The organism is Paucilactobacillus kaifaensis, from assembly GCF_005405145.1.
In the GTDB taxonomy this organism is placed as follows: domain Bacteria; phylum Bacillota; class Bacilli; order Lactobacillales; family Lactobacillaceae; genus Paucilactobacillus; species Paucilactobacillus kaifaensis.
Genome location: NZ_BJDM01000002.1, coordinates 177,059 through 190,414 on the forward strand (window position 1 = coordinate 177,059; position 13,356 = coordinate 190,414).

The window sequence follows — 13,356 nt, forward strand, 5'->3', positions numbered from 1 at the left end:
TTCTTTTTAACTCATTTTCATTATTAGTCTGGTACACTTATCGTAATTCATTATACGTATCTTTGCGGGCTACATAAACCCAATTCAGTCAAACAACCATTCATGAGGAGCGATACCATGAAAAACAATCAATTTAGTATTATTACTACATCGCACGAACAAAAAATCGCAGAATTAACGCGTATCGGTTTTTTAAGCAGCGACTTACATTTTGCCAATTCTAAGGAACTTTGGCAACACTTTTTACAACTTTCTTACCCTGAATCAACCAACGAAGATAGTACCACCGAATTTATGGCTGGCTTATTAGCTACCCCAACACAACCAGTCACCGATTTTCTACAGTCATATGAGCCTATCACAACTGAATGTTTTTACTTAGTCGCATTACAACTATTACAATTTGAACCTGAATTAGATTTTGATATTCATAATATAGCCGATAGCATGCAAAAAATGCAGTTACCAATTTTAACCCCGCCAAAATGGAATCAAGCAACCGTCATTGATGCTTGGTATTTATTACTATGTACCTATACAAAAGTAGGACAAACATTCCTAGACAATCTGACTAGTCGAGGTCTATTAACCCCACTATACGACTTACCTAGCCAAAATAAACCTGTCTTTTTTAACGGTAAATCAGTCGCAATTTTTGATCCCCATAAGCTAATTAGACAAGTCGTTTATGTGGAATCATCCTTAGATACCGACCGTGATCAAAAAGCTGATTTATTAAAAGTGGAAATTTTACGACCTAATGATACTAACCAGCAGCTAAAAGTACCTGTGGTCTACACAGCCAGTCCATACAATCAAGGGACCAACGATCAGTGGGGACAAGAGCTAACACACAACGTGAACGTTCCACTAGCCCATAAAGCAACTACCACTAAAACTGTGACTACCACTTCGTTTTCACAACCAATCGAGTTTCAAGCAACTAATGGAAATGCCACTCAAGCAACCCAAACCTTTAATCGTGAGGCTTCGTACACCTTGAACGACTATCTATTGGTTCGTGGTTATGCAGTTGTCTACGCTGCCGGAATTGGAACAAAAGATTCAGGTGGAATGCAGACCTGTGGCTCACCAGAACAGACAAGCGCAACCATCGCCGTTATCGAGTGGCTAACTGGAAAACGAAAAGCATTTACTAATCAAACAGACGGTATCGAAATCAAAGCTTGGTGGTGCAATGGTAATGTTGCCATGACTGGTCGATCATATTTAGGCACTCTGGCGACCGCCGCTGCAACCACCGGAATTTCTGGTTTGAAAACAATCATTAGTGAAGCCGCTATCTCTAGTTGGTACGATTATTATCGTGAAAATGGATTAGTAATGGCCCCTGGTGGCTTTCAAGGTGAAGATGCTGACGTTCTAGCCGCAGAAACTTTTAGTCGCAAACAAGTGGCGGCCGACTATCTTAATGTTAAACCGGTCTTTAATCGTTATTTGCACGAAATGCAAGTGGCAATGGACCGTCAAACTGGTAATTATAACGACTTTTGGGCCGAACGAAATTATCGTCCTGATTTGAAAAATGTGACTGCCGATATTTTATTAGTTCATGGTTTAAATGACTGGAACGTTAAGCCCAATCAAGCAAAAGCCGTTTGGGACCAGCTGCCCAAAAATATCACCAAAAAAATTATATTGCACCAAGGACAACATATCTATATAAATGCTTTTCAATCATTTGATTTTTCTGATTTGGTTAATCTATGGCTCTCAAATAAGTTATGGCAACTCGATAACGGCGCAGATACTGCCCTACCAAATGTCATTGTCCAAGATAACCAGCATCCCCAAACTTGGCGTGGCTACGAAAATTGGGAAGAAAACCAGCCACAAAGATGGTACTTTAGTAACCATCAATTAACCACTGCAACTAATGATAAACAGCAAGTTCAATTGTTTGATGATCATTTAACAAAAACCACTTTCGACCAATATTGTCATAATCCAGCTGACTGGCAAAATACACTAGCAACTAAGGAAAATCAATTTAGTTTAAAATTTAAAACTCAGTCAACTAAGGATACTCTGCTACTTCGTGGTACCCCTGTGTTGAATGCTCGAGTAGCGAGTTCAGTTGATCACGGGCTGCTCAGTGTCCAACTGGTTGATTTCGGGACTACCAAGCGTTTTAATATCTCACCCACAATTATTGAACGAAAAGGACTGCAACTTGGCCATTTATGGCGTGAAGACGACCTACGTGAATTCCAACTAGCCACACACCCCACTGATTTCAAGGTAATTTCTTATGGTCACATTAACTTACAAAATCGTCATAATGCGCGCGAAAATGACGACTTAACAGCTAATCAGTTTGTCGATATTCAGTTGGCACTTCAGCCTATTTTTCATCAACTTGCATTAGGCCATCAACTAGGAGTCATAATTTTTTCAACTGACTTCGCCATGACTCAACGCGGCAACGAATCAATTACGTATCAATTAGACTTGGACGACTGCCAACTAACCATCCCAACCGTTCAGCGCATCTGAAGTGGTGCTCGCAGCCGATTCAACAGCAGCTGGCCAATTAAGGAAGCTAACACACCTTTGATTAATCCGGGCAATAAAAAAGGTAATGTTCCGGCACCAAAAGCAGCAGTCCACGATAATTGACTCACGAATTTTAACCAAACAGAGCCGATCAATAACTGACTTAAAGCTCCCAATAAATTACCGAAAACTAAATATTGTTTGCCCCCTACATTGCGACATTTATTAATAATCCAAGCCTGGAGAAAAAAAGACCATAAATAACCACCGGATGGTCCCACTAACACACCTATTCCAGCAGTGGCTCCCGCAAACACTGGTAATCCAACTAATCCTAGTAATAAATAACCACCAATTGTCCAAGCAGACAATTTAAAATCAGAAATAGTTGCCAAAATTCCGACTGCTAAAGTTTGTGCAGTAAATGGAATTAACGGTAACGGGATAATAATTTGAGCGCTAATTGCCAGCAGAATAGCTAATTGGGCTGCATAGATAACTCCTCTAAGCCTTGTTTTAACCATGATAATCTCCATCCATAATGTTTAATTTTGTGATTTCTCCCGCACTTAAAGCTTTTAACTTTCCATTAATTGTTCTCAGCACTAAAGCACCTGTATCATCAATATTTTCAACTCGGCCAGCAATAATTTGATTGCCCACTTTAACAGTGACATCGTGGTCAATAACGATGCACCTTCTACGATATTCATCCATCAACTTCCCCGCATTAAAGTTAGCTGTCATTTGCCAAAAAGCATTGATAATTTCAATAACTGTTTCGTTACGGTTAACTTGTAAATGATGTTGGTTGAGGGCCCCAAATTTATTTTGTAGCTGAGCTGGAATTAATTGATTATTTTCAAGATTAATGCCAATTCCAGTGATTACATTAGCGATTTGCCCACTCTCAAAGTCAGTTACTGCTTCAGACAAAATTCCACTGACTTTATGACCTTGAACTATTAAGTCATTAACCCATTTAATTCCAACCTCAATCTGATATTGCTGTTCCAAAACTCGTGCCACAGCCACTGCAGTCCCAGTCGTTAATAGTCCAGGGTGTGTTAATTGATGTCCAATTGGTAACAAGAAGCTTAGATAAATTCCGGTTTGTGCAGGTGAATAGAATTCGCGTCCATATCGCCCGTATCCACTAGTTTGCTGATTAGCTACTATAACAGCTGGTTTCTTACCATTATCTGCTGCTAGTTGCTTGGCACGACGATTGGTTGAATCAATTGTGTCGTACACCTCAATAGCACAAGCCGCCTTAACTCCCTGGCTAATAATTGTTTGGTTTAATTGTTGATTTGGGGTAAACCGATATCCCTTACCTGACTGACTAATAATTTGTTGACCATCTGCCTGCAATTGCTTAATTGCTTTCCAAATAGCAGTCCGAGAGACTTGTAGTTGCGACACCAACTCTGCACTACTAGTCCAATTATTTTTGTGTTCATTCAAATACTGTAAGACAACTGATTTTGTGGTCATGAGCGGCTCCTTGTTAACCTATTTTTAAATAAGGTTAACAAAATTAAACATAATTGGCAATCCTTTTAAAAAGCGCTACACTAGTATCAATTTATTAGAAAATAGGTGATCTGATGAAACAAGGAACAACAATTTTGACACTCGACAATGGTTATCATCTTTGGACCAACACGCAAGGTACTGGTGACATCCATTTACTTTGTTTACACGGTGGCCCTGGTGGCACCCATGAATATTGGGAAAATTTTGCACAAGAACTTAAAAAACAAGGACTAGATGTAACAGTTCATATATATGATCAATTAGGATCATTTTATTCTGATCAGCCTGATTATTCTGATCCTGAAACTGCTGCTAAATACTTAACCTACGACTATTTCTTGGACGAAGTTGAAGAAGTACGGCAAAAACTAGGTCTTGATAACTTTTACTTGATCGGTCAAAGTTGGGGCGGTGCATTAGTTCAGATGTACGCTTTGAAATATGGGCAACACCTAAAAGGGGCTATCATTTCATCAATGGTTGATAATATTGACGAGTATGTTACCAATATTAATAAAGTGCGTGAAGATGCACTACCTGCTGATGCAGTGGCTTACATGAAGGAATGTGAAGCTAGAAATGACTACGATAATGAACGTTATCAAGGTTACGTTGACATATTGAACGCTGGCTACGTTGATCGTAAACAGCCACCTGCAATTTCTCATTTGATTAGTACAATGGCCACTCCTGTCTATAACGCTTTCCAAGGTGATAACGAATTTGTGATTACCGGAAAATTGGATCAATGGGATGTGCGCGACCAAATTAAAAACATTACAATGCCAACACTAATTACTTTTGGTGAACACGAAACCATGCCGTTAGCAACTGCAAAGCGCATGGCAGAACAAATTCCACATGCCCGTTTAGCAACTACTCCAAACGGTGGTCATCATCACATGATTGACAATGCTCCAGTGTATTTCGATCATTTAGCTACATTCATCAAAGATGTAGAAAGTGGAAACTTCAAGGACTAGAAAGTGCGTCCAACCGCATTTAAGAGTCAAAAAATAACACTGATGTGGAAAAATCGCCCATATCAGTGTTATTTTTTGTTACGAGCAGACTCTGGCAATCAGTAAGCATATTTCAACAATTATTGATCATGTCTGAATCAATAAAAGAATTGCAAAACTTTCTTCCACCACCATATATCTGCTATGATATAAGTAATAAAAACGATAGGAGTTTGCCAAATGAAAAATTTTATTTTTGATGTTGACGGTACTCTAATTGATACAATTAAAATGTACATTCCAGCACTCCAACAAACTCTGGCCAAACATGGTTACCAACGTGAATATAAGGAACTTACCAAGGTGTTTGGAATTACTGCCCTAGATGCTTTACGTGCAGTTGGGGTAAAAGAAGCTGACCTACAACCAATTTTCAAAGAATGGTTCGCACTTGCTTATCAAAATGATGACCAAGTATCTGTTTTTCAGGGGATTGCAGAAATGTTAACTCAACTTAAAGCACAACCTGATATTAAACTCGTTATTGCTACCTCAAAAACAAACGATGAATATGTTAACGAATTTGAACCTAATTTTTCAATTTCAAAATATTTTGACGCCCATGTAACTGCTGATGATACACAAAAACATAAACCAGATCCGGATCCCATACTGGCCGGACTAAAAAAAGTAAATGCAGATCCCGCAGAGTCCATTTATATTGGCGATACAATCAATGACTTAACTGCTGCCCATGCTGCTGGTATTAAATTTGGTTCTGCCCTATGGGGCTCAGTTCAGCCTGAAAATCTGGGAGAGGCAGACTTTCCGTTAGAGCATCCTAGTGAACTAATAAAGCTGCTTTAAGTATATAATTATATGCTGCTTACCTTTTTTTATATTCCTAAGGCATAAAAGTGCTCCTACATGGCCATTCTGGTCATCTAGGAGCACTTTTTACGTTATATTCTTTTTTAGAAACGTGTTAATTGAGGCAAATGTCTAGGACTAAACCAATAATGACGATCAATAAATCAAGAACCGATCTATTAATCGCCATTATTGGCTTAGCCTACGACATCTATTCGCTTCAATTCACACTTTTTTTAGACTTAGTTTTTCCACATTTAAAATCTTGTCAACCCAACCTGAGTAAAAACTCTCTTCATGACTAACTAAGATCAAGTTACCTGGAAATTCTTGTAATGCTTTTTTTAGTCCGGCTTTTGTTTCGTCATCTAAATGATTAGTTGGTTCATCCATGATTAAAAAGTTAGATGGCGTCAATTCAAGAATGGCTAACTTAACTTTAGTTTGTTCACCACCGGATAGTAGATTCATCGGTTTCATCGCATTTGCAGCATTGATTCCCGCTCCACCTAACCTTGTTCGAATAGTTCTTGGCATCATTGTTGGAAACATCTCTTGAATCGTCTGGAGTGGTGTCAATTGGTCGTTATCCCACTCTAAGTCTTGATCAAAATAATTCACTCGCGCAGATGGCGAAAATTCTGATTCACCACTTTTAGCCGGTATTTTACCTAAAATCGACTTGATTAGAGTGGACTTTCCAACTCCATTAAATCCTTTAAAAATTAATTTCTCACCCATCGTCATTGAAAACGTCACTGGCGCTAATAAAGGGTGTGTGTATCCCACAGATAGTTCTTCCACGCGAAGCGCATTTTGCGAACCAGTATCTTCATATGGAAATTTGAAACTAGCCCGTAAATTTTCACTTGGTGGATCAATTTTATCCATTCGCGCTAACATTTTTTCACGAGACTTAGCCATTGTAGCTTTCGAACCAGCCTTGTTTTTTGTAATAAACTTCTGAGCCTTTTCAATTTGAACTTGTTGCTTTTCATATTCGCGTAATTGTGCTTCCTTACGTTCCTCTTTTTGACGCATCGCTTGTTTAAAGCTTCCACGATATTTTGTGATTTTACCAAATGAAACATCGCAAATACAATTTGTCACTTGTTCCAAAAAATCATAATCATGAGAAATAACCATTGCAGCGCCAGCAAAATCATTCAAATATTCAATTAACCATTCAATATGCGATGTATCCAAATAATTAGTCGGCTCATCTAGCAAAATAACGTCTGGACTTTCTAGCAATAACTTAGCCAGAATAATCTTAGAGCGTTGCCCACCACTCATCTGCGATACAACATGGTCTGCCCCAATGTCATTTAATCCCAGTCCACTCATTACTCGATTTATTTCTGTTTCAATATCATAAAAATTACGTGCTTCAAGTTGTTCTTGATAACGACCAGCACGCTCCAGCAACTTATCTTCCATCGTAGTGGCATATTCTTCATAGCACGCATTCATCAAATCATTGATCTTGTACAAATCAGCAAATGCAGTATGGAGAAAATCAATCAATGTTGTTCCATCAGGAATATCAGCGTACTGATCCAAATAACCAATCCGAATATTCTTCTGCCATTTAATATCACCAGTTACTGGTAAAACAGTCTCAGTTATAATTTTAATCAGTGTACTTTTACCTGCACCATTTTGGCCGACTATGCCCATATGTTCATTTTGGTTAAGCTGAAAGCTTGCGTCGTCATATAACTTTTTATCCGCAAAACTCATGCTTAGGTTTTCAACTTCTAATAAACTCATTTTTACCACCCTTAAAGACCTAGCTATTAATGGATAAGCCTTTTTCTTCCTATGCTAAACCGCGTTGCTAGTCGCAAAAAAACACCTATAACAAGCTGTGCTAAACATTTAAATTATTCCAGCGCGTTTATCATTACAAGTTAATTTATATTTACAACTACCGTACTCTTTTAAGCTCAATGTTCATACACTATCACAATCGCCCAGAGAGCGTCAAACGGTATGCTATAATATTTTCAATACTAATTTCAAAGGAAGCCGTCTTATATGAAAATTAAAGATATTGATCACATTACACTGACTGTCACAGATTTAGCGGCAACTCTGCGCTTTTATCATGAAGTTTTTGACATGCCAATTGTTCAAACAGATGATGGTCGCCAATCAGTCCTTTGTGGCAAACAAGCTATCAAATTTCAACTAACTGATAAACCCCATCCCCCAGTGGCAGGGGTCCCTACTCCAGGATCCGCCGATTTTTGTATCATTGTCAAAGATCCATTAGAGGAAGTTAAAAACCATCTCATCAGTTATTATGTACCAATCATTGCAGGACCAGTAGAACGCAATGGTGCTCACGGTAAGATAACTTCATTTTACATTAATGATCCTGATAATAATTTGATTGAAATAGCAGAATATATTTGAGTTCCTACCCAACTAACTAACGTTGATCATATATGTTTTGCTGAGAGCATTATATTGATGCAACGAAAACAGCCACATCAAGTTTTATTTTTCATTGTTAAACATGTTCGCCAACCCAAAAGTCTGCGTACAACCAAAAATACCACTTACATGGAACCAAATTCACCCATGTAAGTGGTATTTTTACGTTGTATTCACAGTTTTAATCGCGGTTGGGCACACTCTTAATAATTGTTTCTTCCATTCTCTCTGGTTCGATTACAGTCTCTTTTTTACTCTCTACTTCAAAAAGTTCTTGAATTCCTGCCGGTAATTTATCTTGTAACAATTCATTTAGCTGTGTGACTGCTGAAAGCCCCACTTGTTTTACTGACTTACCAGTAATTGCCGCAAAAACAGTCTCTGGAAACTTATATGGACTGGCAGTCGCAACAACTACAGTTGGCGTCTTGTCACCTGATTTCTGTTGATACCGATGAGCAACACTTGATGCCACTGCCGTATGTGGATCAATTGCGTAACCATCCTCATCAAATACTCGTTTGATTTCTTGACTAATTTCATCCTCATTAGCACTACCCGCCACAAAGTCATCTAATTGATTCTTCATTGCTGTAGAAATTTCATATTTACCGCTTTGCTGCAGTTGCTCCATCAAACTAATCACTAACTGCTCATCTTCGTCAGCAATCATAAACAGCAATCGCTCTAAATTACTTGAAACTAAAATATCCATCGATGGTGAATTAGTTAAATAAAATGGACGATTACGGTCATATACTCCCGTTTTGAAGAAATCGGTGAGTACGTTATTTTGATTGGAGGCGCAGATGAGCTTTTTTATCGGCAAGCCAATTTTCTTAGCATAGTAGCCTGCTAAAATATCCCCAAAATTTCCGGTTGGTACCGCAAAATTGATAGCTTCTCCGTTACTAATTTCACCGCGGTTAACCAGCTGACCATAAGTATAAAAATAATATGCTATCTGTGGGATCAATCTGCCAATATTCATTGAATTTGCCGAAGAAAATTGGGCTCCCCGATCATGCAGTTGTTGGTTAAATTCACGGTCATTGAAAATCTGTTTAACCATCGATTGAGCTTTATCAAAATTACCCTTTACAGCCACAACTTGTAAGTTATCACCCTGCTGAGACAGCATTTGTTTTAATTGGACCGGACTAACGCCCCCTTCAGGATAAAAAACAATTACCTGCGTGCCCGTTACATTACGAAAGCCTCGCATAGATGCAGTTCCTGTATCACCTGAAGTAGCTGTTAAAATAACAATTTGTTGCTTTAACTGTTGAATTTCAACTGCATTAGTCATCAATTGTGGCAACACTTGTAGTGCTAAATCTTTAAATGCTAGCGTGGGGCCATGGAATAACTCCATATAGTAATTACCAGCCTTATTATTGGTGACTGAAACAATCTCTGCTCGATCAAATTGCTCACCGTATGCCGCTAAAACACTCCTGTCTAGTTGGTCATCAGAAAAGTCATCAAAGAACCACTTTAAAACTGTTTTGGCAACCTGCTGATATGATAATCCATTCATTTCTCCCAGCTTAAATTCTGGTTGCGGAAATTTAACTGGGACATATAACCCACCATCCGGAGCAAGCCCCTGTAAAACAGCAGCAGCTCCGGTTAACCGTTGTTTTCGATTACCACGTGTACTTCGGTATTCCATTATCATTCAGCCTCCAGCATAATTTCGTTTTACCAATTATAAACTATGCGTGATGCATTTGCCTATGCTAAAATACTCTTTAAGTGATATCAAATAAAAATTGGGGTAAATAATATGGAAACAATCAAAATTGGATTAGTTGGATTAGGAACGGTCGGTAGCGGTGTTTTACAAATGGTCACTCAAAATCAGGCCAAAATTTCTAATATTACTGGTCGTAAATTAAGTGTCAAAACAATTGTTGTCCATGACGTAGACAAACCACGCCAGGTAAATACAGACAACGTTTTATTGACCGATGATTTAAATCAAATTATTAATGATCCCGAAATTAAAATTGTCGTTGAAGTTATGGGAGGTATTCATCCAGCTAAAGAAGTTATCACCGCACTATTAAATGCTAAAAAACATGTTGTGACGGCTAATAAAGATTTGATTGCCTCTTTTGGCGATGAATTGGCCAAAATTGCTCATGATAATCATTGTGATTTGGTTTATGAAGCAAGTGTAGCTGGCGGAATCCCAATTTTACGCACCATCGTTAACAGTTTTGCGGCCGATCAAATCCTTGAAGTTAAAGGAATTGTTAATGGCACAACCAACTATATTTTGACACAAATGCAGCAACAAAATTGGAGTTACGAACAAGCCCTTAAAAAAGCGCAAGAACTTGGTTTCGCCGAAAGCGACCCGACAAACGATGTTGCCGGCATTGATGCTGCTTATAAAATGATTATTCTAAGTCAATTTTCATTTGGTACGCACCTATCAATCGACGACATGAAAGTTGAAGGAATCCAAAACATTCAATTAGCTGATGTTGAACAGGTAGATTCCTTTGGCTACACCATTAAATTGTTAGGTATCTCAAAACGCATAAATGATGGCATCTTTGCTGAGGTTGCTCCCGTCCTCGTCGCCAAGGATCATCCCCTTGCCACTATTAACAACGAAAATAATGCCGTTATGGTAACAGGTAGTGCCGTTGGCGAAACCTTATTTTACGGACCCGGTGCAGGTGGATTACCAACTGCTAACAGTGTTTTAAGCGACATTGTTTCAGTAACTAAAAACATTGTTTTAGGTACCACTGGCAATTCATTTAATAACTACCAACATGAAACCAGTTTGGTTGTCGCTAAGGACATCAATTACCCCTATTACCTATCATTAGACATGCTCGATGTTCCTGGACAAATGCTAAAACTGACCCAGTTAATGACTAAAATTGGTGCTAGTTTTAGTCAAATCGTTCAAACTAAAAACGATACAGATTCTGCCCGTGTGGTAATTATTACCCACGAAATGTCAAAAGTTCAGTTAGCTCAATTAATAAATGAAATAGGCCATATTGAATCAATTAATCTAGTTGCGGCCTACAAAGTACTCACAAACTAACCAGAAGGGAGCAACTTACGATGCAAATTAAAGTTCCCGCCACTAGTGCAAATTTAGGACCTGGCTTTGACTCAATTGGAATTGCCGTTTCTTTATTTTTAACTGTGGAAGTTGCCGAGCAAACCAAAACTTGGACAATCAGCCACAATTTGGGGCCTGGAATTCCAGCCAATAAAACTAATCTAATTGTTGCCACAGCCCTAAAAGTTGCACCAACCATCAAACCTCATCACTTGAAAATGAGAACAGATATTCCTGTCACCCGTGGATTGGGTAGCAGTTCGTCTGCCATTGTTGCAGGAATTGAGTTAGCAAATCAGTTAGGCGATTTACGGTTAACAAATGACCAGAAGCTTGAATATGCTTGTCACTTTGAAGGCCATCCAGATAATGTTGCTCCAGCTATTTTGGGAGCCTTGGTTATTGGAACTAACATCAATGATCATTTTGTGGCCGTTAAGGCCCCTTTCCCGGAGTTAGCATTCGTTGCCTACATTCCAAGCTATGAGCTTAAAACAAGCGATAGTCGAAACGCCTTGCCCGCTCAGTTAGACTTTAAGGCTGCTAAGCATGCAAGCTCGATTGCGAATACCTTTGTTGCGGCGTTACTAACACAAAACTTTACATTGGCTGGTCAATTGATTGAAGCTGACGAATTTCATGAGCCATTTCGCCAAAGATTGGTGCCTGAACTACTTCCAATTCGCAAAATTGCACATGCCTGTGGAGCAATTGGCACCTATCTGAGCGGTGCTGGTCCAACTGTGATGACCATTTTGCCACCAGAAAAAGTGACTCCGTTTATTACTCAGTTAGCTGTACATGGCTTTAATGATGCTGTAGTGCAACTTAATATTGAGTCAGCTGGAGTCCAGGTAATTCAGTAAAAACTAATGAGACGAAAAAAAGCATGTGGTGCCCACAACCACATGCTTTTTTGTGTCTATTTTTATACTTCTTCAGCCACCGGCTGCTCATCTTTAACTTCAAATCGTGCCTTAAATTGTCGCATCTGTTCTGCTAAGTGAACTTCGTGAACCACAAATTCATGGGTGCGACAAACATAGTCGTGTTCTCGGCCAATCTTTGCAATGTAGCCATTGATGTAATCAACTTCGGTTGGTCGATTCTTAGAAAAATCTTGGTACATTGATGGGTAATGATAAGCGTAGGCGTGACTAACAGCTTCAACCGAATCGATTTCTTCTTGGCGGGTTTCAACTAATTTAATTCCTGCACGCTCACATGCATCATATGCTTCATTAAACATTTGAGTAGCCATTTCACGAACCCCAGGATACTGGATAAACTGACCCATTTGAATTTCAAACATTGTACAAATCGTGTTAACAACTGCATTGAACACAACCTTTGACATCATCGTACCCATAAAGTTTTGAGTCACAACCGGTCCTAATCCGGCTTGTTTAAAATCAGCTTCAATTGCGTTAGTATAGTCATTAATTTGCTCATCAAAGTTACACATGTGCATTACTTCGGTTCCCTGTGCTCCCATAAAATCGACATCGCCGGGGCCATTGAAAACAGTCGCAATCATTGCCGTACCACCAATAATTCGTTCCTTAGGAAAATATTGATTGATGATATCAAAATGACCCATTCCGTTCATTGCTGAAAAGGCGACTTGATGGTCTTTAAAGAATGGCGCACACCGCTTCATAACATCTTTTAATTGCATTTGTTTTACAAAGATAATCCAAGCATCTGGATCGCCTTGATATTCTTCTGGATAATATACATTGATTGGTACAATATGCTTATTTTCATGATCACGAGCGACATAAACTCCGCCCTGTTCTCTGATTTTATCAACGTTTGGTTCCCATGTATCAATAAAATCAACGTTACAACCCGCATTTTCTTGAATCATCGTACCAAATCGTACACCCATTGCACCTGCACCAATTACACCATATTTCATTTATATCATCC

At 38.8% G+C, this 13,356-nt stretch carries 11 protein-coding genes; 6 read left to right on the forward strand and 5 right to left on the reverse strand.

Going from position 1 to position 13,356, the window contains the following annotated elements:
- Positions 1-117: 117 nt before the first annotated feature.
- A complete protein-coding gene (locus FFM51_RS02385; protein ID WP_137597071.1) occupies positions 118-2,517 on the forward strand; it encodes a Xaa-Pro dipeptidyl-peptidase in 2,400 nt (799 codons plus the stop codon).
- Here the strand turns inward: FFM51_RS02385 and FFM51_RS02390 are convergent.
- Positions 2,505-3,041 carry a biotin transporter BioY gene (locus FFM51_RS02390; protein ID WP_137597072.1) on the reverse strand — a complete coding sequence of 179 codons (537 nt, stop codon included), beginning with the start codon at positions 3,039-3,041 and terminating at the stop codon, positions 2,505-2,507. The genes FFM51_RS02385 and FFM51_RS02390 overlap by 13 nt on opposite strands.
- Positions 3,034-4,014, reverse strand: a complete 981-nt coding sequence (locus FFM51_RS02395) for a biotin--[acetyl-CoA-carboxylase] ligase (RefSeq protein ID WP_137597073.1) — start codon at positions 4,012-4,014, stop codon at positions 3,034-3,036. The genes FFM51_RS02390 and FFM51_RS02395 overlap by 8 nt, the downstream gene beginning before the upstream one ends.
- 113 nt (positions 4,015-4,127) lie before the next feature.
- Between FFM51_RS02395 and FFM51_RS02400 the strand changes: the two genes are divergently transcribed.
- Together FFM51_RS02400 and FFM51_RS02405 are read left to right on the forward strand one after the other, a co-directional pair.
- Positions 4,128-5,039 carry a proline-specific peptidase family protein gene (locus FFM51_RS02400; RefSeq protein ID WP_137597074.1) on the forward strand — a complete coding sequence of 304 codons (912 nt, stop codon included), beginning with the start codon at positions 4,128-4,130 and terminating at the stop codon, positions 5,037-5,039.
- A gap of 219 nt (positions 5,040-5,258) precedes the next feature.
- Positions 5,259-5,885, forward strand: coding sequence for an HAD family hydrolase (locus tag FFM51_RS02405; RefSeq protein ID WP_137597075.1), 627 nt, complete (start codon positions 5,259-5,261; stop codon positions 5,883-5,885).
- A 228-nt stretch (positions 5,886-6,113) separates the two neighbouring features.
- Here the strand turns inward: FFM51_RS02405 and FFM51_RS02410 are convergent, their stop codons facing one another.
- Positions 6,114-7,661 (reverse strand): ABC-F family ATP-binding cassette domain-containing protein, encoded by a 1,548-nt coding sequence (locus tag FFM51_RS02410; RefSeq protein WP_137597076.1) that lies wholly within the window; start codon positions 7,659-7,661, stop codon positions 6,114-6,116.
- Between the two features lie 267 nt (positions 7,662-7,928).
- On the opposite strand from FFM51_RS02410, the gene FFM51_RS02415 reads away from it, so the two are divergent.
- Positions 7,929-8,309: a VOC family protein gene (locus FFM51_RS02415; protein WP_137597077.1), complete on the forward strand. Its 381-nt coding sequence runs from the start codon at positions 7,929-7,931 to the stop codon at positions 8,307-8,309.
- Positions 8,310-8,511: 202 nt separating this feature from the next.
- On the opposite strand, the gene thrC is transcribed toward FFM51_RS02415, so the two are convergent.
- On the reverse strand, positions 8,512-10,005 hold the full coding sequence (gene thrC / locus FFM51_RS02420) for a threonine synthase (RefSeq protein WP_137597078.1): 1,494 nt from the start codon (positions 10,003-10,005) through the stop codon (positions 8,512-8,514).
- Positions 10,006-10,119: 114 nt separating this feature from the next.
- On the opposite strand from thrC, the gene FFM51_RS02425 reads away from it, so the two are divergent.
- Entirely contained in the window at positions 10,120-11,403 is a 1,284-nt protein-coding gene (locus tag FFM51_RS02425; RefSeq protein ID WP_137597079.1) for a homoserine dehydrogenase, read from the forward strand.
- A 20-nt stretch (positions 11,404-11,423) separates the two neighbouring features.
- A complete protein-coding gene (gene thrB, locus FFM51_RS02430) occupies positions 11,424-12,290 on the forward strand; it encodes a homoserine kinase (RefSeq protein ID WP_137597080.1) in 867 nt (288 codons plus the stop codon).
- Positions 12,291-12,352: 62 nt separating this feature from the next.
- On the opposite strand, the gene FFM51_RS02435 is transcribed toward thrB, so the two are convergent.
- Positions 12,353-13,345 carry a ketopantoate reductase family protein gene (locus FFM51_RS02435; RefSeq protein WP_137597081.1) on the reverse strand — a complete coding sequence of 331 codons (993 nt, stop codon included), beginning with the start codon at positions 13,343-13,345 and terminating at the stop codon, positions 12,353-12,355.
- Between the last annotated feature and the right edge of the window lie 11 nt (positions 13,346-13,356).